This window comes from Rhizobium oryzicola (genome assembly GCF_030504645.1).
Classification (GTDB): Bacteria; Pseudomonadota; Alphaproteobacteria; order Rhizobiales; family Rhizobiaceae; genus Neorhizobium; species Neorhizobium oryzicola.
The window spans coordinates 244240-268788 of record NZ_JAUKWQ010000002.1 but is presented as its reverse complement, the minus strand read 5'-3'; the positions used below and the strand labels follow the sequence as shown (position 1 = coordinate 268788).

Annotated in this window: 22 protein-coding genes; 8 read left to right on the top strand and 14 right to left on the bottom strand. The window is 59.0% G+C overall.

From position 1 onward, the window contains the following. Nucleotides 1-32: 32 nt before the first annotated feature. Both Q2T52_RS08610 and olsC read right to left on the bottom strand, forming a co-directional pair. On the bottom strand, nucleotides 33-2210 hold the full coding sequence (locus Q2T52_RS08610; protein ID WP_302076298.1) for a methyl-accepting chemotaxis protein: 2178 nt from the start codon (nucleotides 2208-2210) through the stop codon (nucleotides 33-35). A 223-nt stretch (nucleotides 2211-2433) separates the two neighbouring features. Continuing rightward, nucleotides 2434-3252, bottom strand: a complete 819-nt coding sequence (gene olsC, locus Q2T52_RS08605; protein ID WP_436799511.1) for an ornithine lipid ester-linked acyl 2-hydroxylase OlsC — start codon at nucleotides 3250-3252, stop codon at nucleotides 2434-2436. A gap of 214 nt (nucleotides 3253-3466) precedes the next feature. Between olsC and Q2T52_RS08600 the strand changes: the two genes are divergently transcribed. From Q2T52_RS08600 to Q2T52_RS08585, 4 genes are all read left to right on the top strand, one after another. Then, a complete protein-coding gene (locus tag Q2T52_RS08600; protein WP_302076296.1) occupies nucleotides 3467-6853 on the top strand; it encodes a hybrid sensor histidine kinase/response regulator in 3387 nt (1128 codons plus the stop codon). After that, nucleotides 6846-7769, top strand: coding sequence for a response regulator transcription factor (locus Q2T52_RS08595; protein WP_302076295.1), 924 nt, complete (start codon nucleotides 6846-6848; stop codon nucleotides 7767-7769). The genes Q2T52_RS08600 and Q2T52_RS08595 overlap by 8 nt, the downstream gene beginning before the upstream one ends. 70 nt (nucleotides 7770-7839) lie before the next feature. After that, a complete protein-coding gene (locus Q2T52_RS08590; protein WP_302076294.1) occupies nucleotides 7840-8394 on the top strand; it encodes an AAA family ATPase in 555 nt (184 codons plus the stop codon). 170 nt (nucleotides 8395-8564) lie between these two features. After that, entirely contained in the window at nucleotides 8565-9101 is a 537-nt protein-coding gene (locus Q2T52_RS08585; RefSeq protein ID WP_302076293.1) for a chemotaxis protein CheD, read from the top strand. 97 nt (nucleotides 9102-9198) lie between these two features. Here Q2T52_RS08585 and Q2T52_RS08580 read toward each other — a convergent pair whose 3' ends face one another. The 10 genes from Q2T52_RS08580 to Q2T52_RS08535 all read right to left on the bottom strand — a co-directional run bounded on the left by Q2T52_RS08580 (nucleotide 9199) and on the right by Q2T52_RS08535 (nucleotide 20121). Further along, nucleotides 9199-10317: a branched-chain amino acid ABC transporter substrate-binding protein gene (locus Q2T52_RS08580; RefSeq protein WP_302076292.1), complete on the bottom strand. Its 1119-nt coding sequence runs from the start codon at nucleotides 10315-10317 to the stop codon at nucleotides 9199-9201. Between the two features lie 117 nt (nucleotides 10318-10434). Then, nucleotides 10435-10788 (bottom strand): DUF6867 family protein, encoded by a 354-nt coding sequence (locus tag Q2T52_RS08575; protein WP_302076291.1) that lies wholly within the window; start codon nucleotides 10786-10788, stop codon nucleotides 10435-10437. Nucleotides 10789-10812: 24 nt separating this feature from the next. Beyond that, nucleotides 10813-11556 (bottom strand): ABC transporter ATP-binding protein, encoded by a 744-nt coding sequence (locus tag Q2T52_RS08570; protein WP_302076290.1) that lies wholly within the window; start codon nucleotides 11554-11556, stop codon nucleotides 10813-10815. Next, a complete protein-coding gene (locus Q2T52_RS08565) occupies nucleotides 11556-12422 on the bottom strand; it encodes an ABC transporter ATP-binding protein (protein WP_302076289.1) in 867 nt (288 codons plus the stop codon). Before Q2T52_RS08565 ends, Q2T52_RS08570 begins: the two co-directional genes overlap by 1 nt. Further along, nucleotides 12422-13810 carry a high-affinity branched-chain amino acid ABC transporter permease LivM gene (gene livM, locus Q2T52_RS08560; RefSeq protein ID WP_302076288.1) on the bottom strand — a complete coding sequence of 463 codons (1389 nt, stop codon included), beginning with the start codon at nucleotides 13808-13810 and terminating at the stop codon, nucleotides 12422-12424. The genes Q2T52_RS08565 and livM overlap by 1 nt, the downstream gene beginning before the upstream one ends. Before the next feature lie 3 nt (nucleotides 13811-13813). After that, a complete protein-coding gene (locus Q2T52_RS08555; RefSeq protein ID WP_302076287.1) occupies nucleotides 13814-14716 on the bottom strand; it encodes a branched-chain amino acid ABC transporter permease in 903 nt (300 codons plus the stop codon). A 340-nt stretch (nucleotides 14717-15056) separates the two neighbouring features. Continuing rightward, the gene (locus Q2T52_RS08550) at nucleotides 15057-15608 is read right to left on the bottom strand and encodes a sarcosine oxidase subunit gamma (RefSeq protein ID WP_302076286.1); all 552 of its coding nucleotides are present in this window, start codon (nucleotides 15606-15608) and stop codon (nucleotides 15057-15059) included. A gap of 10 nt (nucleotides 15609-15618) precedes the next feature. Further along, a complete protein-coding gene (locus Q2T52_RS08545; protein ID WP_302076285.1) occupies nucleotides 15619-18576 on the bottom strand; it encodes a sarcosine oxidase subunit alpha family protein in 2958 nt (985 codons plus the stop codon). Beyond that, nucleotides 18573-18851 (bottom strand): sarcosine oxidase subunit delta, encoded by a 279-nt coding sequence (locus Q2T52_RS08540; protein WP_302076284.1) that lies wholly within the window; start codon nucleotides 18849-18851, stop codon nucleotides 18573-18575. Before Q2T52_RS08540 ends, Q2T52_RS08545 begins: the two co-directional genes overlap by 4 nt. A 13-nt stretch (nucleotides 18852-18864) precedes the next feature. Then, nucleotides 18865-20121 carry a sarcosine oxidase subunit beta family protein gene (locus Q2T52_RS08535; protein WP_302076714.1) on the bottom strand — a complete coding sequence of 419 codons (1257 nt, stop codon included), beginning with the start codon at nucleotides 20119-20121 and terminating at the stop codon, nucleotides 18865-18867. A 227-nt stretch (nucleotides 20122-20348) separates the two neighbouring features. On the opposite strand from Q2T52_RS08535, the gene Q2T52_RS08530 reads away from it, so the two are divergent. Together Q2T52_RS08530 and sciP are read left to right on the top strand one after the other, a co-directional pair. Beyond that, on the top strand, nucleotides 20349-21389 hold the full coding sequence (locus tag Q2T52_RS08530) for a DUF2793 domain-containing protein (RefSeq protein WP_302076283.1): 1041 nt from the start codon (nucleotides 20349-20351) through the stop codon (nucleotides 21387-21389). A 184-nt stretch (nucleotides 21390-21573) separates the two neighbouring features. Continuing rightward, a complete protein-coding gene (gene sciP, locus Q2T52_RS08525) occupies nucleotides 21574-21849 on the top strand; it encodes a CtrA inhibitor SciP (RefSeq protein ID WP_018327815.1) in 276 nt (91 codons plus the stop codon). Between the two features lie 69 nt (nucleotides 21850-21918). On the opposite strand, the gene Q2T52_RS08520 is transcribed toward sciP, so the two are convergent. Next, entirely contained in the window at nucleotides 21919-22362 is a 444-nt protein-coding gene (locus Q2T52_RS08520) for a paraquat-inducible protein A (RefSeq protein WP_302076282.1), read from the bottom strand. Nucleotides 22363-22463: 101 nt separating this feature from the next. On the opposite strand from Q2T52_RS08520, the gene Q2T52_RS08515 reads away from it, so the two are divergent. Continuing rightward, nucleotides 22464-22745: a GNAT family N-acetyltransferase gene (locus tag Q2T52_RS08515; protein WP_302076281.1), complete on the top strand. Its 282-nt coding sequence runs from the start codon at nucleotides 22464-22466 to the stop codon at nucleotides 22743-22745. Between the two features lie 73 nt (nucleotides 22746-22818). On the opposite strand, the gene Q2T52_RS08510 is transcribed toward Q2T52_RS08515, so the two are convergent. Continuing rightward, the gene (locus Q2T52_RS08510; protein ID WP_302076280.1) at nucleotides 22819-23169 is read right to left on the bottom strand and encodes a flagellar export protein FliJ; all 351 of its coding nucleotides are present in this window, start codon (nucleotides 23167-23169) and stop codon (nucleotides 22819-22821) included. Nucleotides 23170-23610: 441 nt separating this feature from the next. Here Q2T52_RS08510 and ctrA point away from each other — a divergent pair, with 441 nt between their 5' ends. Beyond that, the gene (ctrA, locus tag Q2T52_RS08505; protein ID WP_302076279.1) at nucleotides 23611-24312 is read left to right on the top strand and encodes a response regulator transcription factor CtrA; all 702 of its coding nucleotides are present in this window, start codon (nucleotides 23611-23613) and stop codon (nucleotides 24310-24312) included. Nucleotides 24313-24549 lie beyond the last annotated feature (237 nt).

The window sequence follows — 24549 nt, the reverse complement described above, 5'->3', positions numbered from 1 at the left end:
ACCACCTGGCGGCATTGATGCTCAAACCTCCCTCAAGCGGCCCGGCGCGTGCCTGACTGGAACGATGCGCTAACCTTGAAATGCATGACCATTTCCCGCAGCGCACTGGCTTCATCATTGAGGATGCTCGATGCCGCGGATGTCTCTTCCACCATGGCCGCGTTTTGCTGGGTCATCTGGTCCATCTGGTTGACGGCGATGTTGATCTCGCGAAGACCGGATGCCTGTTCCTGCGACGATTGAGAAATATGCTGAATGAGCCCGTTCACGCTCTGCACCTGGTCGGCAATACGGTTCAGCGCCTGTCCAGTTTCACCAACCAATGCCACGCCGTGCTGCACCTGGTCACCCGAAGCCGAGATCAAGGTCTTGATCTCCTTCGCGGCGCTTGCAGAACGCTGGGCCAACTCACGGACTTCCTGGGCCACCACGGCAAATCCCTTGCCCGCTTCGCCCGCACGTGCAGCCTCGACACCTGCGTTCAGTGCAAGCAGATTGGTCTGGAAGGCGATCTCGTCGATCACCCCGATAATCTGCGATACCTTGTTGGAGGAATCCTCGATCCCCTCCATAGCGGCGACCGCACGCTGTACCACCTGGCTGGAACGCTGCGCATCGGCACAGGCGCTATCGACCTTCTTTGCCGCCTCGCCGGCATTTCGCGCGGTCTCGTTCAGCTTCTCCCCGATTTCGCCCAAGGCGGCAGCACTTTCTTCCAGACTTGCCGCCTGCTGCTCCGTGCGTTTGGCGAGTTGGTCAGCGCTTCGGCTGATTTCACCGCTGCCGTCGCTGATGGTGTGAGCCGACTGGTTCAGACGTGCGATCGTCTGCTCGAGGCTGTTCAGCGCGGAGTTGAAGTCCTCGCGCAGAACTTCGTAGGTACCCGGGAAGCTCTGCTGAATCCGATAGCTCAAATCACCATCCGAGAGGCGCGAAAGGCCATGGCCAAGAGCCTCTACGATACGACGCTGCGTTTCTGCCGCGGCCGCACGTTCCTGTTCCGTCAAGCCGCGCTCTTCTTCGGCAGCCAGACGTTGGCGCTCATTGGTTGCCTCCAATTGGCGTCCTTCGCTCAGCTTATGGCGGAAGCTTTCAAGTGCTGTTGCCAACGCACCCACTTCATCGCTTCGGTTCTGGCCGAATACCGGCTTATCATAATGTCCGCCGGAGAGCCGACCCACCTCGCTCAACAATACGCCCAGCGGCCTCTGGATGAAGATGCGTGCCGCCAGAAGCAGCGCAACGACAACGGCTGCGAGAATCGCAAGTCCGCTCAGAACCAGAATCATGGTCTGCTGGTTGACGACCGATGACACCACGGAGACCGGCACGTCCTCGACAATGTACCAGCGGGTGTTCAGCCCGGACAGGGCAAACGGGTAGATCACGCGGTAGACCTCTGCACCATCGACGCCCTTCACGCCGTCGATGGTGGTGACCTTCCCATCCATGATCGCCTGCTTAACCTGATTGGCGCCTTCCTGCCCATAATCCTTCATGACAAGGTTTTCTTCCGGCGCGGTCAGCCATTTTCCCGTTCCGGAAAGCAGGTAAACGCGACCGGTGCCGAAGGGACGCTCGTCCTTCAGCGAATTGGCAAGCCCGCCAAGCGCGATATCGACGCCAAAGATGCCCCGCACGGTACCATTGACCATGACCGGTTCGGCGATGCTCATCATCAACACGCCGTTAGCATTTTCTTCCTTGTAGGGTTCGGTAGCCGAGGTCTTCTTCGACTTGAGTGGAAGCGCCATGTATGGCGCCGTGTCATCAATTGCTTCGGGCAGAACAAGTGTGTGCCCGTTATTATCGCGCGTCCAATAGGGCGTGAAAATGCCGGCGGCATTGGTGCCTTGCGCCTCGCTCTGGCCGGGCGCAAGCTTTCCGTCGAAACCCTTGTTGACCTCGGTCATCCACGAGCCAAAAACCAGATCAAAGCGATCGATCAGCGAGGGAAGCGAAGACGTCACCATTTCCCGCGTCAGGTATCCTTTGGCCAGCCCGGATTCCACTTCACCAGCCATGGAGCGCGTTGCGCCTACAAGATTGCTCATCTTGGCATTAAAGCTCTGGGCAGAACTTTTTGCATCCAGTTGTGCCTGCTCCAGTGTTGAACTCACAACACGTTCGCGAACCTGAAGCACAATAAAGGTGAAGCTGGCGACCAGAATAACGGAGATCACCGCCAAACTCACAGCAAGAAGCTTCAATGCGAGAGATCTTCTGAGGTTTTTGACCATTGTCTTCCCCATGCGTGAACGTGACGGGAAGGACATGTCGGCCGCGCCGCCTCCCCCTATTTTGAGGGAGGATGACAATAATTGCATAAAAAGAGACTAATAAAATTAGGCTTCATAGATAAAAGAGAGGCCTCTCCTCAGGAAAGGCCTCCTGGTTTTGCAAAACAAGGCAGAAAAAGACACTCTGTCTGTTTCACTTCGGCTGATTGCGGAGCTTTTCCGCTTCCGCGTAGAACTTCTTTTCCCACTCATTGTGGTTATCCAGCCCCTCCCGGATGAAGGGCGTGAAAATGGCCAGGTTCATCAGGCACCAGTTGACGAGGCGCGCCGGGAATTTCAACGGCTTCACGAAATCGACGAACAGCACCACGCGTGTCTGGTCGGAGTGGTTCCAGGCCTCGTGCTCATAGGCATCGTCGAAGATCAGCACCTTGCCCTCATCCCAGTGGCAGATCTGGTCCTTGACGCGGATCGCGATCTTGTCGCGCTGCGGCGGCACGATCATGCCGAGATGCAGGCGCAGCACGCCGTTATAGGGGCCACGATGCGCCGGAAGATGCTTGCCCGGCTCGAAGATCGAGAACATGGCGGTCGTCAGCCCCGGAATGTTCTGCAGCGCCTTCCAGGTTTCCGGGCATGCCTTGATGTTCTGCTCGGACTTCACGCCGAAGCCGAGCATGAAGAAGGTCTTCCAATTGTTGTCCGTCGAAATGGTCTTCACATCGGTGGCGATATCCTGGAAGCTCGGCAATTCATCCTTGCGCTTCAAGATCTGGTCCAGCTCCGCGCGGATGGCCGGATAGGCCTTTTCGATTTCCGCGGCCCAGGGAAAGGTCGCGTTATCATAAACAGGCGGATTGCCGAGTTTCGCATATTTCAAGTTAAGGCTCTCGGCCCAGGCGACAATACCCATGAAGAACCGGGTAATGCGGCTGGGGCGATCCATCGGCGCAATACCATCTGTACCGAAAGTTTGCTCAGGGTTCGTAATGCTGGAGGGAGAGGGTTTCACGGCAGGCCACGCTGAAGATAGGTTGAAACAATATGAGGAGGAGACGGACATCTCTTGTACGGAAATATCGGCATCGCCTGAAATGGTAAGTGTTACTCGACTTACAAGCATTTGTGACAGAGATGTGGCGAAATATGTTTGCCCCTTGCAAATGCGGCAATATGCGGGGAAATTGCCCAGAACATAATCATGCACAAAAGGACGCCACCTCAGCATGGCCGCGCGGCAACGCATCATCCCCGTCCGCCGAGAGTATAACCGTTGGGTCGCTAACCAGACCCTTGAAGATTATGCCCTTCGCTTCACGGCCAAAAGCGCCCGCCGCTTTTCCTCCTCGCGCATCTCCAATACCGCCATCGGCGCCATTTCCTTTCTGGCACTGGAAGCGATCGGCGGCGCAATCACCCTTTCCTATGGCACTACAAATGCCTTCTTCGCCATCCTGACGGCCGCCATCGCCATGCTGATCGTCGGCCTGCCGATCAGCCGCTATGCCATCCGCCACGGCGTGGATATCGACCTCCTGACCCGCGGTGCAAGCTTCGGCTATATCGGCTCGACCATTACCTCGCTGGTCTATGCCAGCTTCACCTTCATGCTGTTTGCGATCGAGGCATCCATCATGACGGGCGCGCTCGATCTCGCCTTCGGCATACCGCCCTGGATCGGCTATATCATCAGCGCCGCCGTCGTCATTCCGCTTGTGATCTATGGTGTGCAGCTGATCTCGCGCTTCCAGCTGGTCACGCAACCCTTCTGGATCATTCTCAACATCCTACCCTTCATCTTCATCGCGATGACGGACTGGCAGCAGTTCGATGTATGGCGCGCCTTCGCAGGGGCCTTTCATCCGGCTTCGCCACCGGGCACCAATTCGCCCTTTTCCCTGGTGGAATTCGGAGCCGCTTCTGCGGTGATCCTGGCGTTGATGCCGCAGATCGGCGAACAGGTGGACTTTTTGCGCTTCCTGCCACCGGAGGGCCAGAGGCGCTGGCGGCACCGGCTGGCGGTGTTTCTGGCCGGTCCAGGCTGGGTGGTGGTCGGCGTGCCCAAACTCCTGGCCGGTTCCTTCCTGGCGGTCCTGACGCTAACGACGGGTGTTTCCCCGCGCGAGGCGGGTGACCCTGCCCACATGTATCTTGCCGCCTTCGGCTACATGATCCCCAACCAGACGGCGGCCATCCTGCTGATGGCAGCCTTCGTGGTGATCTCGCAGCTGAAGATCAACGTGATGAACGCCTATGCAGGGTCGCTTGCGTGGTCGAACTTCTTCTCGCGCCTCACCCATAGCCATCCTGGCCGCGTCGTCTGGCTGATCTTCAACGTGGCGATTGCTCTTCTCCTGATGGAACTCGGCATCTACCGGCTGCTGGAAGCAACGCTCGGCATCTTCTCGATCATTGCCATGTCCTGGCTCTGCACCATCTCGGCGGATCTCTTCATCAACAAGCCGCTGGGCCTGTCACCGCCCGGCATCGAATTCAAGCGCGCGCATCTATATGATCTCAATCCGGTCGGGCTTGGCGCAATGGCCGGCTCGGCGCTGATTGCCTTGATGGCGCATTTTGGGCTGTTCGGGCCCCTTGCCGCTTCCCTATCCACCTATCTGACGCTGTCTGCCTTCCTGATTTCGCCGCTGATCGCCTGGGGTACAAAGGGTCGGTATTATCTCGCCCGTAAGCCCCGTTACGCCTGGAAGAACGTCACCTCCATCACCTGCTCGATCTGCGAACACCCGTTCGAGCCTGAAGACATGGCGTGGTGCCCCGCCTATGCCGCACCGATCTGTTCGCTCTGCTGCTCACTGGACAGCCGCTGCCATGACATGTGCAAGCCAAACGCGCAGATGAAGGCGCAGATCGGCACCGTTGCCCGCTCCATCCTCTCCGACACCATGGTGGAGAAGCTGACCACGCGCCTCGGGCGCTATGCCCTCACCGCGCTCATTTCCGTGTCGCTGATCGGCGCGATCCTTGGCATGATCGCCTATCAGGTAGGTCTGGCAGCGCCCGCCAATGCGGATGTGATCTATGGAACCATCCTCATCGTCTTCTTCGTCTTTGCCCTGATTGCCGGCATCGTTTCCTGGTTCTACGTGCTGGCGCATGACAGCCGGGTGGTGGCAGAAGAAGAATCCTCGCGCCAGAACACGCTTCTCTTGAAGGAAATCGCCGCCCACAAGAAGACCGACGCCGCCCTGCAACAGGCCAAGGAAACGGCGGAAGCCGCCAACCGCGCCAAGAGCCGTTATGTGGTGGGCCTCAGCCATGAGCTGCGCACGCCGCTGAATGCCGTGCTGGGCTATGCCCAATTGCTGGAGCGGGATGACACCATTCCCACGCCCCGCCAATCGGCGATCCGGGTCATCAAGCGATCCGCCGACCACCTCTCCGGTCTCATCGACGGCCTTTTGGATATCTCCAAGATCGAGGCCGGCAAGCTGCAGGTCTATTCCAACGAGATCAACATCCAGGATTTTTTGGATCAGATCGTCGAAATGTTCCGCCCGCAGGCACAGGCCAAGGGGCTGGAGTTCCTGCATGAGCGCGCAGCGTCGCTGCCGCAATATGTACGCACCGATGAGAAGCGTGTCCGCCAGATACTGGTGAACCTGCTCTCCAACGCGATCAAGTTCACCGATCGCGGCTCGGTGCGTTTCGACGTCGCCTATCGCAGCCAGGTGGCGACCTTTACCATCGCCGATACCGGTCGCGGTATCGCGGAGAAGGATCTCGCCCGTATCTACGAACCTTTCCAGCGCGGCGAAGCGGACAATGTGCGCCCCATGCCGGGCCTTGGGCTGGGCTTGACCATCACGCAGTTGCTGACGAACACGCTGGGCGGTGAAATCTCCGTCACCAGCCGCAAGGACGAGGGTTCGAGCTTCCGCGTGCGTCTGATGCTATCGGCCGTCAACCGGCCGAGTACCACGCCCGCCCTGGAAAAGAAGATCGCCTCCTATACCGGTCCGCGCCGCACGATTGTCGTTGTCGATGACAACGAAGACCACCGCGACATGATGCGCGAAGTGCTGGCACCGCTCGACTTCATCGTGCTCACGGCGAGCGGCGGCACGGAATGCCTGACCCTCATCGAGGGCGTGCGGCCCGATCTCTTCCTCGTGGACATCTCCATGCCGGGCATGAACGGCTGGCAGCTGGTGGAGCGCCTGCGCGAGGGCGGGCAGACGGCACCAATCCTGATGCTGTCTGCCAATATTGGCGACGGCACCACAGCGCCGCGCCAGGGCGACGGCCACAATGACACCATCTCCAAGCCTGTCGATTTGCGGCGTCTCAGTGACAAGCTCGCCATGCATCTTGGCCTCACCTGGCTTTATCAGGAGGATGCAACGCCAGAGGCAAAGGCGCAGAACCCGCTGCCTTTGATCATTCCCGACCCCATGCACATTCAGGATCTTCTGCGACTTGGAGAAATCGGCTATGTGCGGGGCATCGAATCCAAGCTTGCGGAGCTTTCCGCCAAGCCTGAATTCCGACCCTTTGCCGAAACGCTGGGCGCCTATGTCCAGGCTTTTGATTTTGCCGGCTATATGACCTACCTCAATCGCCTCAGCGAGGAGAGCGCCTCCCATGTCTGACACAGCACTGCCACGCGACATTGTGCTGCTGGTGGATGACAGTCCGGAAACGCTCGGCTTCCTGACGGATGCACTGGAAGAGGCAGGCTTTTCGGTGCTGATCGCCACCTCCGGCCAGATGGCGCTCACCATTGTGGAGCGCATTACGCCGGACATGATCCTGCTGGATGCCGTGATGCCGGCCATGGACGGCTTCGAGACCTGCCGCAGGCTGAAGGCCAATCCAGCCATCTCGCAGGTGCCCGTGATCTTCATGACGGGGCTAACCGAAACGGAGCATGTGGTGACGGCGCTGGAAGCCGGTGGCGTCGATTACCTTACCAAGCCGATCAACATCGGTGAGCTGCGCGCGCGCATCCGCGTTCACCTCTCCAATGCCCGCTCTGCCCAGAGCGCGCGGGTGGCGCTTGACGCCGCAGGACGCCACCTGCTCGCCATCCGCAGCAATGGCACGCTCCACTGGTCCACCCCGCAGGCGACGCGCCTGATCAATGCGGCAACCGGTTCCGATGACGGTCTCGATATCGCCACCCGTTATCTGTCGGGCTGGATTGCCGGCCGCGACAAGCCAGGCTTTTCGCGCGAGACGGCCTTTTCTGTGACGCCGGATTCCCCCGCCCAGCTGCAATTTGCCTTTCTGGGCGCCGTTGGACCGGATGAGCATCTGTTCAGGGTTTCCGCCAGCAACAATCGCAGTGACGACGAGATTCTGCGGCAGCACTTTCCGCTCACCATCCGCGAATCCGAAGTGCTGCTCTGGATCGCCAAGGGAAAGTCGAACAAGGATATCGGCGATATCCTTGGCCTCTCGGCCCGCACCGTAAACAAGCATCTCGAACAGATCTATGTGAAGCTCGGCGTCGAGAACCGCGCCTCCGCCGCCGTGAAGGCCGCACAGGTGCTGCACGGGGTATAGGCCGCATCAAGCACCACAAATGTTGGCGTGGTGCTGCACCCCCGACAAATTCCCATTCGAAAGGAGTATCATGCCACGCATGATCATCATATCCGGCTGCTCCGGCGGCGGCAAATCGACCATTCTGGCAGAACTAAAAAGCCGAGGTTTCTCCACGATCGAGGAACCTGGACGCCGCATTGTTGCCGAGGAGTTGGCGAGCGGCGGCACCGCGCTGCCATGGGTCGATCTCGAAGCCTTTGCACGACGCGCCATCGACATGGCATTGAAAGACATGGCAGCCGCCCAGCATCTGCCGGATCCCGTCTTCTTTGATCGCAGCGCGATTGACGCAGCCTCAGCCTTGACGGCGATCACGGGCGACAAGCGCTTCCTGCAGGCCATGAAAGATCAACACCGCTATCACCGCCGCGTCTTCATGGCACCACCCTGGCCCGAGATCTACGTCACCGATCCGGAGCGTCGACACGGCATCAGTGAAGCCATTGCCGAATATGATCGCCTTCAGAGAGACTATTCCGCTTTGGATTACGAGGTAATCCAGCTGCCTAAGCTGGCCGTAAGTCATCGCGTGCGTTTCCTGCTCAATGAAATTGAACAGGTTGCAGAAGACTTACCCGATTAAAGACAATCTGCGCATGCAGCTTCACCCGGTCGCAATAAAATACAACTTCGGGACGATGTTGGCGTAAAATCGCACTTCTCATCCCTCATATCTCACAACCTGGTTGGGGGCTTCGCGTTCATGATTGCCGCACACACTCGCAGCAACAACATAAGACAGGGATGAGAACCATGATTGAGCACGACCCGCACCACATCCATGTCATTGGCGGTCAATGCGTCGTCTCGACCAGTCCCGATACGATCCTGTTTACGGTTCTCGGTTCGTGTGTCTCAGCCTGCATATATGACCCGGTTGCAGGCATCGGTGGCATGAACCACTTCCTTCTTCCAACCGGCGGACACCGGGCCTCCCCTGAAAACCGCAATCGCTATGGCGATGCTGCCATGACAAATTTGGTGCACAGCCTGATCCGCTTTGGAGCGGAGCCAGAACGCCTGGTGGCGAAACTCTATGGCGGGCGCGTGCGGCGTGATGCGAAAATGGATCCCGGCACAATGAATGCCGCCTTCGCGCGCCAATTCCTACACGACGCCGGTATCAAGATCGCAGACGCCAGGTTGGGAGACGATCTCGCGCGCTGGGTAACATTTCAACCTGCGACGGGTTTGGTAAAACTGCGTGAAGCAGTCGATCCGACGGTGACCACTGGTCTCATGGCTCCCCTGAACCGATTGAGCATGAGCTCCTATCGCCTGGCCTCTTAACCCCTTCACAACATTATGAAAACAAAAAGGCCCGGACATGATCCGGGCCTCAATGCATTGGAAACCTGACCTACGCTGGGGCCAGGGATATCCAAGATTACATCTGCGGGAAGTAGCTGTACTTGCCGTCCGGGCCCTTCTTCCACTCGTACATGACGTAGCCGGGAAGCTTCGGGTCGCCCTTGGAGTCGAAGGACATGTCGCCGAGAACCGTCTTGAACGGACCCTTGGACTTCATGGCTTCGGCAACCTTCTGCGGGTCGTTCGTGCCAGCAACCTTGGCAGCGGCAGCAATCACCTGCACCGCAGCATAGGAATACAGCGTGTAAGCTTCCGGGTTGAAGCCGGCAGCCTTGAACTTGGCAACGAGGTCCTTGTTGGCCGGATTCAGGGTCGGATCGGGGCCGAAGGTGTTGAGCGTACCGGCAACGGCGTCACCAGCGATGGAGGCGAGTTCGTTCGAAACGATACCGTCGCCCGACATCAGCGGAGCCTTGAGGCCCTGGTCAGCCGACTGGCGGATGATCAGACCCGCTTCGGTGTGCAGACCGCCCCAATAGATCAGGGTAACGCCAGCCTGCTTCATCTTGGAGATGAGTGCGGAGAAGTCCTTGTCGCCGACGTTGACGCCTTCGTAGATGACTTCCTTAACGCCGCCGGCGTTCATCGCCTTCTTGGTTTCATCAGCCAGACCCTGACCGTAAGGGGTCTTGTCATGGATGATCGCGACCTTCTTGTCCTTGAACTTGTCGACAATGTACTTGCCGGCAACGCTGCCCTGCTGGTCGTCACGGCCGCAAGTGCGGAACGTGTTCCAGAGCTTCTGCTCGGTGAACTTCGGGTTGGTCGCAGCCGGAGTGATTTCCAGGATGCCGTTTTCAGCGTAAACTGCCGAAGCCGGGATCGAAACGCCGGAGTTGAAGTGACCGACAACGAACTTCACACCGTCAGCAACAAACTTGTTGGCAACGGAAATGCCCTGCTTCGGGTCGGACACGTCATCGCCGAGGGCGATCTTGATCTTTTCGCCGTTCATGCCGCCAGCGGCGTTGATATCGGCGATAGCCTGTTCCGCACCCTTCTGAAGCTGTGCACCGAAGGCAGCGTTCGGACCGGTCAGAGGACCGCCGACGCCGAGCAGCACATCAGCCCGTGCAGCTCCGCTGAAGGCAACCAAAGCCGTCAGAGCAACTGCGGAAAGAAGAGACCTCTTCATATTGTGACTCCCAATTTTTTCAGCGGGTTGGTTTGCTGAACCGACGGCAATACCCACCATAATTGCGCCGGTAACGGTTTCCCTCTGCTGGCAATCTGGAAAGTAAATTCCCAGCTGTCAATCTTTGTTCTTCCACGAAAAAGCAGAACTTTTGTCGTAGAGCCAGTAGTAGTTTTCCACCATCTGGCGAGTGCGTCGATGACGAAAGCCAGCTACCGCAAAAATAAGCAGCAGGACAATGTCAACAACGTAGTAGAAGCCGTTGATGAACGGCCCTTCGAACAGGGCGTAGTGAAGAAAGCGCATCACCACGCCAAGAAGAAGCGTATAGCCGAAGACGAGCGGCAGCTCGCCCCAACCTTCGGCGACAGCCTTTCCGGTGCGCCAGGCGGTCCAGAAGCCAATGAGCATCACAATGAAGCGAAGCACGTATCGGGCGCCGGTATCGGTCTCGAAAAAAAGTCCCTGCATTTCAATATCTCCTTCGACCAGCGCTTAGTGGCGCCCGCCTTCCAGATAGGCCGCACGCACTTCCGGATTGGCCAGCAATTCCTTGCCCGAACCCGACATGGTGACCTTGCCGTTGACCATCACATAGGCGCGATGGGACAGCTTGAGTGCGGCGAATGCGTTTTGCTCCACGAGGAAGACCGTCAGGCCTTCCTTCTCGTTCAGCACCTTGATGGCCTCAAAGATCTGCTTGACGATCAGCGGAGCCAGACCAAGCGATGGTTCGTCGAGCAGAAGCAGCTTGGGACGCGCCATCAGCGCGCGCGCGATCGACAGCATCTGCTGCTCGCCACCCGACAAGGTGCCGCCGCGCTGCGCCTGACGCTCCTTGAGGCGCGGGAACAGCGTAAACATCTTCTCGACGTCCTCATTGAAATATTTGAGTTTATCGAGGCCAGCACCCATCTGGAGATTTTCCAGAACCGTCATGCGCGGGAAGATGCGGCGACCTTCCGGCGATTGCGCGATACGGCGACGGGCGATCAGATGGGTCGGCATCTTGGTGATGTCGGTACCATCGAACACGACCGAGCCGTTACGGGCCTGCGGGCTGCCGCAGATCGTCATCATCAGCGTGGATTTGCCGGCACCGTTCGCACCGATCAGGCTGACGATTTCGCCATTATAGACTTCGATATCAACGCCCGCGAGCGCACGGATATTGCCATAGAATGTTTCGACGCCACTGACCTTCAGGAGAGGCTGGGCTGCTGCATTTGGGTTGGCCATTAACGCGCGCCCCCCTCGAGTTCTTCCGAAATGACTTCCTCGACCTCGTCGTCCTCAACGCCCAGATAGGCAGCGATAACCTTCGGGTCGTTCTTGACGTGGTCAGGCGTGCCGTCCGAGATCTTCTGGCCGTATTCCAGAACCACCACGTGATCGGAGATTTCCATGACAACGGACATGTCGTGCTCGATCAGGAGCAGAGACGTGCCTTCATCGCGGATACCGCGCAACAGCGTGTTGAGCGCCAGAGATTCTTTTGGATTGAGACCGGCCGCCGGTTCGTCCAGGCAAAGCAGTTCAGGCTCGGTGCACATGGCGCGCGCGATTTCCAGGCGGCGCTGGGCGCCGTAGGAGAGATCGCCCGCCGGATCATCGGCGCGATCGATGAGATCCGCCTTTTCCAGCCAATAGCGCGCCTTTTCGATCGCAGCTGCGGCTTCCCGCTTGTAGCTTCCCACGCCAAGAAGCCCAAGGATCGTATAGCCCGAAGCCTTCATGAGCTTGTTGTGCTGTGCGACCAGCAGGTTTTCCAGCACGGTCAGGCCCGAAAACAGACGGATGTTCTGGAAGGTACGCGCCACCTTGGCGTGCTTGGTGATTTCGAAATCCGCCAAGCGCTCCAGGAGGAACTGCTTGCCGCTTTTCTGGTTCAGCGTGATCATGCCCATCGTCGGCTTGTAGAAGCCGGTGATGCAGTTGAACACGGTGGTCTTGCCGGCACCGTTCGGCCCGATCAATGCGGTGATCTCACCGCGCTTGGCCTCGAGCGACAGGTCGTTGATGGCCATCAGGCCACCAAAGCGCATCGACAGATGCTCGACCTTGAGGATGGTATCGTTGCTCATCGTTGTCGTTCCGGAGGCCATCAGCCGTGGCCCTCCTTGGTAAAGCTTCCGGATACGGCCTTGCGCTCCTTGAGGAAGGCCGTGGGTTCACGCGAGCCGACGAAACCGCGCGGCTTGAACAGCATGACTGCAATCATGGCGAGGCCGAAGAGCAGCATGCGGTAGAGTTCCGGCGTGAAGTCCGGACCGAAGATGAGCTTTAGGAATTCCATTTCGCGCAGCAACTCGGTACCGCCGACCATGGCAATCGCGGCAATCGCGATACCTGTCAACGAGCCCATGCCGCCCAGAACGACGATGGCGAGAATGACCGCCGATTCCAGGAAGACGAAGCTTTCCGGTGAGACGAAGCCCTGGCGTGCAGCAAAGAAGGAGCCGGCGAAGCCACCGAACATAGCGCCAATCGCGAACGCGGTGAGCTTGGTCATGACCGTGTTGATGCCGAGCGAACGGCAGGCAATTTCATCTTCGCGCAGCGCTTCCCAGGCACGACCGATCGGCATGCGGCGAAGCCGCAGCGTCACATAGGCGGTGAGCATGCAAAGCGCCAGGATAACGTAGAAAAGGAAGATCTTGTAATAGGCCGAGGACATCGGCAGGCCGAACGACTTGGCGAAGTTGTTACTCGCGCCAACATCGAAGGACCAGATGCCAAAGATGGATGCCTTGGCAACGCCCGAGATACCGGCCGTGCCATGCGTCACATCCGTCCAGTTGATCAGCACGAGGCGGATGATTTCCCCGAAGGCCAGCGTAACGATGGCGAGATAGTCGCCGCGCAGGCGCAGAACCGGGAAACCAAGAATAATACCCCAGAAGGCCGCCAGGATGCCCGCAATCGGCAGCAGCACCCAGAAGGACAGGCCGAACAGGTCAGACAGCAGCGCATAGGAATAGGCGCCCACGGCGTAAAAGGCGACGTAGCCGAGGTCGAGCAGGCCGGCGAGGCCGACGACGACGTTAAGCCCCCAGGCCAGCATCACGTAGATCAGGATCTGGATACCGAAGTTATCGACGAACTTCAGCGAGCCCTGCGTGCCGTAGATGCTCATGACCACAGGCGGATAGAGCACCAGCGCCACGAGCGCGATCTTGAGGAAGTGCTTGCGGAAAAAGCCCTTGTCTTCAGACACCTCGGGGATGCCGGCCTTGGCCTTGGCAAGTCTGCGCTGATTGATATGCGGCGCGACGAACCCGACGATCAGGAAGCGACCGATGCCAGCCACCAGCACGAAAATCGCCAACAGACCCCACCGCGGATACCAGATCAGTTCGTTGTTGATGTTCTGGTCGGTCTTGATGCCGACATAGAGGAGGAACATCCCAAGCGCGAGCACTCCGGCGAAGATCCCTTCCTTGAGAGCCTTCGCCATGAGTCCCGGCGTAGCCGGAAAATTCTGTTCAGTCATGGATCAAACCTTCTCCACTTCCGGACGGCCCAAGATGCCCGTCGGCTTGAAGATCAGGACAAATGCCAGGATGGCGAAGGTCGCGACATCCTTGTAGGCGATGGAGAAATAGGCCGACCAGAGCGACTCGATGAGGCCGATCAGCAGGCCACCGAGCACAGCGCCCGGAAGCGAGCCGATGCCGCCGAGAACCGCTGCCGTGAAAGCCTTGACGCCCGGCGTGAAGCCGTCCGTGAAGGAGGCCACGCCATAATACATCAGGTACATGGTACCGGCGACGGCCGCGAGTGCCGCACCCATCACGAAGGTGATCGAGATGGTGCGATCGACATCGACACCCAGCAGGGCGGCCATTTTGCGGTCCTGCTCGGTTGCGCGCTGTGCACGACCAAGCGGCGTGCGATGCACGATGTACCAGAAGACAGCAAGAAGCACGGCCGTTACGATGACGATCACCAACTGCTTCAGCGAGAAGGTGATATCACCGAAATGGTAGACATCATTGATCAGCGGCGGAACCGGCTTGTTGCGCGGACCCTGCGTGACCTGGATGAAGTTGGACAGCGCAATCGACATGCCGATCGCGGTGATCAGAGGCGCCAGACGGAAGGAGCCACGCAGCGGCCGGTAGGCCACACGCTCGATGGTCCAGTTCCAGAGGCTCGTCACCAGCATGGCGATGATCAGCATCAGCAGCAGGGCCAATGCAACCGGAATGCCCGCGAAGAAGGATGTCAGGATCAGGAAGACGATGAGGGCGGCAAAACCGCCGAGCATGAAAATATCGCCATGGGCGAAGTTGATCATGCCAATGATGCCATAGACCATCGTGTAGCCAATTGCCACGAGGCCATAGATGGATCCAAGAGTCAGCCCGTTGAGGAGCTGCTGGATGAAGTACTCCATAAAACTTTCCCCCGGACGCAATCACGGAATACCGGTTGCGCCTCTTGTATGTGTGGCCCTTACGGGTTCTTAGGTTTTGAGGAATCCATAACCGTTTCGCGCGAAATGTGAAGTCAAAAAGGCGGGAAGGTGGCAAAATCCTCAGCTTGTTGGACCGTTTGGTGCAAAAACCCGCACAACAAACATAAAAGCGGCAATGCCTGACTGAAAAGGAAGCTTTGGGAGCAACAAACGCGCGCAGATATTTTCTGCCCGCAGCGCACAATACATAGCACGCACCCAAAAAGCCGCGCTGACGCCGGCTCGATTGTTGAACAATTGTTCTATACCTCCTGAGAACTCAGGCGGTTGCTTGATCAAAGCCAATGGTGAAGGCGAACTCGCGCCCCATCTGTCGGATCTCTTCCAAAAGAAATCCTGCATATGATGTTGGCACAAGCAACTCGAAGGCGTCAAGCGCTGTGCGGCTGAGTTGCACAGCCACCTGACCGCAGAGCGTTCCGGCCGATTGGCCGATGGAAAATGCTTGTCCGTGAAGATCCAGCGGCACCGCCTTGGCCAGCAGACGGCGCACATCCGGCCCAGAGAGCGTGATCAGCACATGAGCGTCGGTCTGATCCACCAGATCCAGTCCGGGAACCGCGCTCAAGCGTTCAATAATATCCTCAACCCTCTGCGATTGCGAAACGGCAAACGCGATCGCGGGGCCGCAGCGATAGAACCGCACCCCCTCCCCGAGCAGGGCCGGAAGTAGTGCAAGCGTTGCCCCATCTGCCAAAGCCGCCACAACAATTGCACGGCGCGCGATGGACACATGATTGGTGCCGCGCACCGGGTTCTCCTCGGTGATGACGTCTTCCAGCGGGTGACGATTGAGTTCCGTGTGAAGCATGGCCGACATCTCACGCACGCTGTTTCAGTTTGTCAGGATCGACAAAGACAGGCGGGCAGACTTCCGCCAGCACTTCGCTATCGCGCAAGGCGTCCCAGACCACGATCTTCTCGCCCATGCGCTCGCGTCCAGATTTCAGCAGCGCCAGCGCAATGAAATGTCCAAGAGTCGGAGAGTAACAAGCGGAAGACACGAAGCCCTGGTCGTTGATCATCGACGGCTTGGCACCCTGCTTCAGAAGATGGGCGCCCGCCTTCATCTCCTTGGCAGCCTCCACGGGCTTCAGGCCCACCAGTTGCAGCCGATCGGCAGCCGTCAGGCCGAAGCGGGTGGACAGACGCCGGCCAATGAAATCCGGCTTCTGCATCGCCATCAATCGCCCGAGGCCGACATCATCGGCGGTGGTGCGACCATCCAGTTCATTATGGGTGACATGACCCTTTTCGATGCGCAGCACATCCATGGCTTCGAGACCATAGGGATTGATGCCGTCCTCGCGCCCCGCCTCCATCAGCGCATCGGCAACCGCCTCCCCCAAGCTTGAAGGAACGGCCAGTTCAAAGGCAAGCTCCCCGGAGAAGGACAGCCGAAAGAGGCGCGCCTTGACGCCCAGCTTCAGTGTTACTTCCCGCGCCGCCATCATGGGGAAGGCCGTATCGGAGAGATCGTCCTCTACAATGCGCTGCAGGATGATGCGTGATTTCGGCCCGGCAATCGCCAACTGAGCCCATTGCTCCGAGGTCGGTAGCAACCGCACATCGAGATTTGGCCATAGAACCTGGGATGCGTAATCCAGATGCGCCAGAACCTGCGATGCATAGGCCGTGGTCGTGGTCAGCAAGAAATGGTTCTGCCCAAACCGGCTGATGGTTCCGTCATCAAAGACGATGCCGTCCTCGCGCAGCATCAGGCCGTAACGCGCCTTGCCGACCGGCAGTCGCAGGATGGAATTGCAGTAGATGCGATCCAGAAATTCGGCGGCCTGCGCGCCGAACACCTCGATCTTGCCAAGCGTGGAAACGTCACAGAGGCCGGCATTCTCGCGCACGGCCCGCACTTCCCGCTCCATGCTTTCCCGCCAGCTCTTTTCGCCGGAGCGAGCAAACCAGCCGGGCCGGTTCCACAGACCCGTCTCCACGAACACCGCCCCATGACGCGCCGCCCAGCCATGCAGCGGCGAGCGTCGCACCGGCCGATTGCCCTCCGCAATCGCAGCACCGGCCAGCGCACCGAATGAGACCGGGGTATAAAAGGGTCGATAGGTGGGCGTGCCTATTTGCGCCTGCGAGACGCCCCGCATTCCCGCCAGAATGCCCGCCGTATTGGTGTTGGACAGCTTGCCCTGATCGGTCGCCATGCCTGCGGTCGTGTAACGCTTGGCATGTTCGGTGAAGCCGAAGCCCTCCCGCTCGGCGAGACCCAGATCTCCCACATGCACATCATTCTGAAAGTCGACGAAGGCCTTGCCCTTGGCGCCCGTTACATACCAGACGGGCGAGAAGGACGGATCAGGCTCCCCCTCCACCTCGGGGATATCTGCATCATAGGCGGCAAAACCCAGATCGCGTGCCAGCGCAACAGCTTGCGCCGCGCCATCCCGCAGGCAGGCGGACAGCGAGGGATGCCCGGCAGCACTTCCCGCCACCCGGAAAGCAGATCCGACATCCGGCACCAGAAAGGCTTGCGCTTCATCCGACCAGACCGGTCGCGCGCCACGCTGGCAGGCCAGATGAATGACAGGCGACCAGCCGCCGGACATGGCAAGCGCATCGCATTCCACCACCTCCTCAAAGCCGCTGCGCTCCAGCAGCAGACCCTTCAGGCCCTTGCGCCCCATCGTATCGGTGATGACCGCATTGCTGACGACCCGAACACCGGCAGGCGCGGCATCATTGGCCTGTGCGCGCGGATCGATGATGGCAGCCACTTCGACGCCGCGCGCTGCCAGATCCTGCGCCGTACGGTAGCCGGAAGAACCGTTGGTAAAGACGGCCACACGCCGACCGGCGGAAACGCCATAGCGGTTGAGATGGGTGCGCACGGCACTGGCCGTCATGATACCCGGGCGATCATTGCCGCCGAACACCAGCGGACGTTCTTCGGCACCGGAAGCCAGAATGGCGCGCTTGGCGATTATGCGCCAGAGCCGCTCGACGGGCAGCTCCGGCAGCGGCCTTGCCACATGCTTTTGCACCTTCTGGACGGCACCGAACACCATATCGTCATACCAGCCGAACACGGTGGTGCGGGAGAGCAGCGTCACATTCGGCAGGCTTGCCAGTTCATCCAGCACAGCACTCGCAAAATCCGCTGCGGCCATGCCACCGACTGCAAGGCTTTCCGAGAGCAGCGAACCGCCAAGTTGAAAACCTTCATCCGCCAGAATGACACGGGCACCGGCACGAGCCGCAGTCAAGGCCGCCATCAAGCCCGTGGGGCCGGCACCGATCACCAGAAGATCGCAATGCGCCCAGCATTTGTCGTAGGTATCCGGGTCTGCCTCCATGGCAGCGCGCCCCAGACCTGCGGCGCGCCGGATCAGCGGCTCATAAACCTTCTCCCAGAAGGATTTCGGCCACATGAAGGTCTTGTAGTAGAAGCCCGCACCGATGAAGGGGGACAGGGCGCCGTTGATCGCGCCGATATCGAACGACAGGCTCGGCCAGCGGTTCTGGCTCTGGGCGGACAGCCCCTCGTAAAGCTCCGCGACGGTTGCCCGCGTGTTCGGCTCTGCCCTGCCCCCGGTGTTGATCGTCACCAGCGCATTCGGCTCGGCGCTTCCCGCCGTCACCGGCCCGCGGGGGCGATGATATTTGAAGCTGCGGCCCATCAGCATCTGGCCATTAGCCAGAAGTGCGGAGGCCAGCGTGTCCCCTTCAAGGCCGGTCATGGCCTTGCCATCGAAGGTGAAGCGGATCTTGCGCTTGCGGTCTAGCAGGCCGCCGGATGTCAGCCGGAAGGAGGTCATAGTGCACCTCCCGCCGTTTTACTGGCGGCATCCGTGACGCTCACGACCTCATGCGTCACGTTGTTGCGCTCCACCACCAGCCAGCGGCGGCAGCCCGCCTCGTGATACCAGTGCTCCCGAATTTGTCCGCGCGGATTATCCCGCAGATAGACATAAGCATGCCAGGCCTCATCCGACGCATTCGGCAAAGGCCGGACAGGTGTCGCATCCCCCCGCACCGAAAATTCCTCTCGGGGGCGAACACCGCAATGGGGGCATGTGATCAGGCTGGCCATGATGCGGGTCTCGTCACTGGAGGTTGGGCTGCGGGCCTTTGCCGCCCTCATCAATCGCCAACCCGCGCTGGAACCGGTCCAGGCGATAGGCGCGGGCCACATAATGCGGCTCGTCCTTGGCAATCAGATGGGCAAAGCAGAGACCGGATGCTGGCGTGGCCTTGAAGCCGCCATAGCACCAGCCGCAATTGAGATAGAGATTGGGAATATGGGTCTTGTCGATGATGGGGGAGCCATCCATGGACATGTCCATCACGCCGCCCCAGGATCGAAGAACTCGAAGCCGCGACAGGCCGGGGATCAGCGAAACCCCCTCCTCCATGGCGTGTTCGACCATGGCCAGATTGCCCCGCTGGGCATAGGAGGAATAGCCGTCGATATCTGCCCCGAAGACAAGGCCGCCCTTGTCCGATTGCGAGATATAGAAGTGTCCTGATGCGCCATAGGTAATGACGTGATCGATGGCGGGTTTGATCGCTTCCGACACGAAGGCCTGCAACACATGGCTTTCCAGCGGCAGTTCCAACCCCGCCATACGGCCCACATGGCTGCTATTGCCGGCCGTCGCGAGTGCCAGCCGGTCACAGCCAATGAAACCGCGTGTGGTTTCAACGCCCGTCACCTGGCCTGTTTCGTCCCGGCGAACACCGGTCACTTCACAATTCTGGATGAGATCGACACCACGACTATCGGCGCCGCGCGCATAACCCCAAACGACAGCATCGTGACGGGCCGTGCCGCCGCGGCGCTGCAAGAGGCCACCTAGGATCGGGAAGCGCGCGTGATTGTAATTGAGATAAGGCAGCAGCGCCTTCACCGCATCCCTGTCCAGAAGCTCGGCTTCCACGCCATGCATCTTCATGGCATTGCCGCGCCGCGCATAGGCATCGCGCTGACCATCGGAATGGTAGAGATCAATGACGCCACGCTGCGACACCATGGCATTATAATTGAAATCCTGCTCCAGACCTTCCCAGAGCTTCAGGGAAAACTCGTAAAAGGGCTCGTTGCCTTCAAGCAGATAGTTGGAGCGGATGATGGTCGTGTTGCGCCCGGCATTGCCGGAACCAAAATAGCCCTTTTCCAGAACAGCCACATTGGTGATGCCGAATTCCTTGGCGAGATAGTAGGCGGTGGAAAGCCCATGTCCCCCGCCGCCAACGATCACCACATCATAATGCGGCTTCGGTTCCGGTTCGCGCCAGACGGGCTTCCAGCCGCGATTGGCGGCGAAGGCCTGTTTGACAATCTGCAGGGCGGAATAACGCATGAGGCTCACGACAGCTCCGGTCCGGGTGCTGCTCTCGAAATAAGGGGGATTGGGAACAAGCGCAATTGCAACAATGCGACGCCTGCCAATGAAATGCACACAACCACGCTGGCGAAGAAGGGGGACGTTCGAGCCCACGCCCTCCGTATTTTCAAGGGCTTGGCGGTCTTCGCGTCCCCCATCCTCCAGCCGGGCTTAGACTTAAGGACATCAAAGGAGAACGAACGATGTCCGATATGACGCCGAACCTTTCAATGCCCTATATCCTGCCCTCGCAGGCGCAGAAGCATGTCACCCATAACGAGGCCCTGCAGACGCTCGATATTCTCGTCCAGATGGTCATCGAGTCAGAACAGGCTGCGCCGCCCGCCACTCCCATCGAAGGCGCACGCTATGCCGTGGCATCGGGCGCAACGGGCGCCTGGGCTGGGCGAGACGGGCGCATTGCCATCTTCCTGGACGGCGGCTGGACCTATCTCCAACCGAAGCAAGGCTTCACAGCCTGGTTCAAGACGCCGGGTGAGCTGCGCTATTATAATCCGAGCGCCGGTTGGACAGTGCTGCCTGTGACACTTCCTGCAACGGGGCGCTTCGACCGGATCGGCATCAATGCAAGCGCCGATGACACCAACCGGCTTTCCCTCTCGGCGCCCGCCACACTGCTCAATCACGCAGGCAATGGCCATCAACTCAAGCTCAACAAGGCCACCACCAGGGAAACCGCCTCCCTTCTCTACCAGACGAACTGGTCCGGCCGGGCCGAAATGGGCCTAGCTGGGAATGACGATTTTTCCATCAAGGTCTCTCCCGATGGCGGCACCTGGAAGACCGGCCTCAGCATCGACGGCAATGGCCGCGTCAGCCAACCGAACCGTCCGCTCGCTCGCGCCCATCGCGCCAGCGGCACGGCAAGTGCTGCCAATGGAAGCCAGAGCGGCTTCACGACACTTTCCATCGAACAGGGGGGCGTCATGTTGGGGTCCGCCCTTCCCGGTGGGGGTAACACACTAGTGGTGCCGGCAAGCGGGCTCTATTTCCTGACGCTGATGGTCAGCGCCGTTTCCTCATCAGGCCATACCACCGGCCTTGTGCGAAACGGCTCGGTCACCTTGGTCAGCCTCTCCGCCCCCGCCAGCGTGCCGCTCAGCCTCGCATCCTCCAGCCTTCAATATCTTTCCGCCGGCGATAGCCTCAGCCTCTCCCATTTCGGGACGGCCGTGTTGGATCATGGCCCAGGCCGAACGGAAGTCAACCTGATGATGCTGTGAGGCAAAACACCAACAACTTCAAATAGGCAAAGCACAACTGCCAACGAAAAAATTATGGGCTCACGCGAGAAAAACTCGGGAACATGATGGGAAATCACAACAAAATGCCGTGAGGATTTAGTCAAATGTTAAAACTGCCTGCGTACGGTTCCGACCTGTGGTCTTGCGTAGTGTAGAGAGTCCAATGACCGAAATGATCCGCCCTCGAGTGAAATATGTCATCGGCCCCGATGGCAGCCCCCTGACTATTGCGGACCTTCCGCCGGCCAATACGCGCCGGTGGGTCATCCGCCGTAAGGCAGAAGTGGTTGCTGCGGTTCGCGGTGGCCTGCTGAGCCTCGAGGAAGCCTGTGAGCGTTATACCCTGACTGTTGAAGAGTTCCTGTCCTGGCAGTCGTCGATCAATGATCATGGCCTTGCCGGCCTGAGAACGACCCGCATTCAGCAGTATCGCCACTAGGTGTACTGACCCCGCCCATCAAGGTCCTTGGGGGAAACTTCCAGGGATCTTTTCGCATGACAGCTGCCCTCATCCTCGTCTCTCCGAGGGTAGCCATGCACTCAATATTCCCGAGATGACCGCAGAGGCGGCGTAGAACCAGAGGCCCGGTTGGGAAACCGCCGTAGCCAGCCCGCTGGTCTTTGCCGCGAAGATCGCAAGCGCCACCACCATCACGTCGAGCATAGACCACTTCGACAGATGCGGCAGCGTTTGCCTGAGCCAGGGGGCCAGCGCGCCCCCTCGAACCTCCAGTGTGGCCAGCACGGCAAGCTTTGCCACCGGGAAGACGATCGAAAAGAGCGCAATCAGGATTGCCAGTGCCAGATCCCCGCCCGTCCACAGGCCCTTGACCAAGCCCACGACCGATGGCGTCTCAATGAAAAAGAACAGCCGGTCGAACTGCATCACGGGCAGCGTCAGCCCCAGGATCAGACAGAATGCAGCAATTGCGATCAGCGACTTGCGCATCATGTCCTCACCTGAAGGTCGGAATATCCTCGCGTATATCTGGCATCTGACCTACCTGTTTTCTACATGATAGCTTCATCATGAAGAATGGCAGGAGCGGCCTTATGCAGATTACCGAGGAAACATCAGGTTCGGGCGGGCGCTATGTCGCCGAGCTGGAGGGTCATTTCGGGGAGATGACTTATTCGAGGGCCTCCCCTCACCTGATCATCATCGATCACACCGGTGTGGATGACGCACTTCGCGGCAAGGGCGTCGGTCAGGCGTTGTCTGTTCATGCCGTCGAGCAGGCGCGTTCAGGGGGATGGAAGATCATTCCGCTCTGCCCTTTCTTCAAGGCACAGGTCGAGCGGCATCCGGATTGGGCGGATGTAATTCAGCACTGAAAATTTTTGCAAGCATGTTCGACGCGGGTAATGACCCGCGTGAACCGCGACCGGGAGATGCGAAGGCGGAACGTCAGGCGCGGGCGCGCAAAGATCCGTCTCGTTCCTCAAGGGCTGTCGCCTTTGCAAGATCGGCCTGGGCTTCTTCAAGCGCCAGTTCTGCGGCGTCCTGCTGAACCCGCAATTCCCGAATGGAAACCTGCAAATTATCGGCCCGCTGACGCGCGGCCTTGGCAAAGGTTGGATAGGCGAAGTGATTCGGGTCCGTGATGCCCGACTTCTTCTCCTCCAGCGTGATCTGGTGCTCCAGCTCCTTCGCCATTCTATCAAATTCCGCCATCATTAGCTGCAACTGCTGCAATTGGCGGCGCTTTTCGTTCACCTGAAATTCTTTCAGGCGCACTAGGCTGTCACGCGTCTTCATACGCAATACTCCCGTGGATAGCGAGACCCCGGCTATTTTCAAAATCAACCCTGTGTCCTGGCTGTAACAGTTGGGACTGAAAAATTGCCGCGCCGTTAAGAAATTGTACCCGCGCGGTAACCTTTCATTTACGGGCATCGTTAATGATAGGGACGATCTTTTAAGGGTCCGTAAATGCCATGGCCGATTTCGGCCGACGACAATGATGAGTCGTATGAATCACTTGCGAGGATTTCCTCACAGATAGATTCAGGTATGGCGCTGGCGAATTCTCATGATAAATCAGGCGAATACCAGTCTTGCTTAACGAATTCCTGTACCTTGCCAAAGGGAGTCAGAGTTTGTTAACCAATTGGTGTCAGCTTCCAAATCAGGCAACGTCTGGATCCGTTTCGCGTCGGGGGCATCGAACAACCTAGCGCGGCGGTAAAGGGGATAATTATGCGGGTTCTACTCATTGAAGACGACAGCGCGACTGCCCAGAGCATCGAGCTGATGCTGAAGTCGGAAAGCTTCAACGTTTATACGACGGACCTCGGTGAAGAGGGCGTCGATCTCGGCAAGCTATACGACTACGACATCATTCTGCTCGACCTGAACCTGCCGGACATGTCCGGCTACGAGGTTCTGCGCACGCTGCGCCTGTCGAAAGTGAAAACACCGATCCTCATCCTGTCCGGCATGGCCGGCATCGAGGACAAGGTTCGCGGTCTCGGCTTCGGCGCCGACGATTACATGACCAAGCCCTTCCACAAGGACGAACTGGTGGCACGCATCCACGCCATCGTTCGCCGTTCCAAGGGTCATGCCCAATCGATCATCGTCACCGGCGAACTGATCGTCAACCTGGATGCAAAGACTGTCGAAGTGGGTGGCCAGCGCGTTCACCTCACCGGCAAAGAATACCAGATGCTGGAGCTGCTCTCGCTGCGCAAGGGCACGACGCTGACGAAGGAAATGTTCCTCAACCACCTGTATGGCGGCATGGACGAACCGGAATTGAAGATCATCGACGTCTTCATCTGCAAGCTGCGCAAGAAGCTTGCCAACGCTGCCGGTGGCGCAAACTACATCGAAACCGTCTGGGGCCGTGGCTACGTGCTGCGCGAGCCGGATGGTGGCGAATACGCTGAGACGGCCTGACCCCAGCCTTCGAGAAATCCGCAATCTTCCGAAAACGCTCGCGCCCGTCGCGGGCGTTTTTGCGTTTGGCGAGAACGGCGCAATTTGGGATGTTCGTGATGGCGCCCCTCTAGTCTGCAACCATCTCCCACACAGGAGGAGATCAGCAGAACGGGTACCCGCTCGCTTCCTCCATCAAGTCGTGAAGCGAAAACGGGTAAGGTAAGCTCTCCGAAGATCGGAACGGTGCCGCGAGTC

Coding starts and splice junctions, on each gene's coding strand:
- Q2T52_RS08535 (WP_302076714.1), bottom strand. CDS start 20,121: ATGCGTTATTCCGCCCTGCAGATTGTCAAACAGGCCTTCGCCGCCAAT.
- Q2T52_RS08565 (WP_302076289.1), bottom strand. CDS start 12,422: ATGGCCTCCGGAACGACAACGATGAGCAACGATACCATCCTCAAGGTC.
- sciP (WP_018327815.1), top strand. CDS start 21,574: ATGACCGAAATGATCCGCCCTCGAGTGAAATATGTCATCGGCCCCGAT.
- Q2T52_RS08575 (WP_302076291.1), bottom strand. CDS start 10,788: ATGCAGGGACTTTTTTTCGAGACCGATACCGGCGCCCGATACGTGCTT.
- Q2T52_RS08545 (WP_302076285.1), bottom strand. CDS start 18,576: ATGACCTCCTTCCGGCTGACATCCGGCGGCCTGCTAGACCGCAAGCGC.
- Q2T52_RS08520 (WP_302076282.1), bottom strand. CDS start 22,362: ATGATGCGCAAGTCGCTGATCGCAATTGCTGCATTCTGTCTGATCCTG.
- Q2T52_RS08530 (WP_302076283.1), top strand. CDS start 20,349: ATGTCCGATATGACGCCGAACCTTTCAATGCCCTATATCCTGCCCTCG.
- Q2T52_RS08595 (WP_302076295.1), top strand. CDS start 6,846: ATGTCTGACACAGCACTGCCACGCGACATTGTGCTGCTGGTGGATGAC.
- Q2T52_RS08600 (WP_302076296.1), top strand. CDS start 3,467: ATGGCCGCGCGGCAACGCATCATCCCCGTCCGCCGAGAGTATAACCGT.
- Q2T52_RS08590 (WP_302076294.1), top strand. CDS start 7,840: ATGCCACGCATGATCATCATATCCGGCTGCTCCGGCGGCGGCAAATCG.
- Q2T52_RS08580 (WP_302076292.1), bottom strand. CDS start 10,317: ATGAAGAGGTCTCTTCTTTCCGCAGTTGCTCTGACGGCTTTGGTTGCC.
- Q2T52_RS08550 (WP_302076286.1), bottom strand. CDS start 15,608: ATGCTTCACACGGAACTCAATCGTCACCCGCTGGAAGACGTCATCACC.
- ctrA (WP_302076279.1), top strand. CDS start 23,611: ATGCGGGTTCTACTCATTGAAGACGACAGCGCGACTGCCCAGAGCATC.
- livM (WP_302076288.1), bottom strand. CDS start 13,810: ATGACTGAACAGAATTTTCCGGCTACGCCGGGACTCATGGCGAAGGCT.
- Q2T52_RS08515 (WP_302076281.1), top strand. CDS start 22,464: ATGCAGATTACCGAGGAAACATCAGGTTCGGGCGGGCGCTATGTCGCC.
- Q2T52_RS08555 (WP_302076287.1), bottom strand. CDS start 14,716: ATGGAGTACTTCATCCAGCAGCTCCTCAACGGGCTGACTCTTGGATCC.
- Q2T52_RS08585 (WP_302076293.1), top strand. CDS start 8,565: ATGATTGAGCACGACCCGCACCACATCCATGTCATTGGCGGTCAATGC.
- Q2T52_RS08570 (WP_302076290.1), bottom strand. CDS start 11,556: ATGGCCAACCCAAATGCAGCAGCCCAGCCTCTCCTGAAGGTCAGTGGC.
- Q2T52_RS08510 (WP_302076280.1), bottom strand. CDS start 23,169: ATGAAGACGCGTGACAGCCTAGTGCGCCTGAAAGAATTTCAGGTGAAC.
- Q2T52_RS08540 (WP_302076284.1), bottom strand. CDS start 18,851: ATGGCCAGCCTGATCACATGCCCCCATTGCGGTGTTCGCCCCCGAGAG.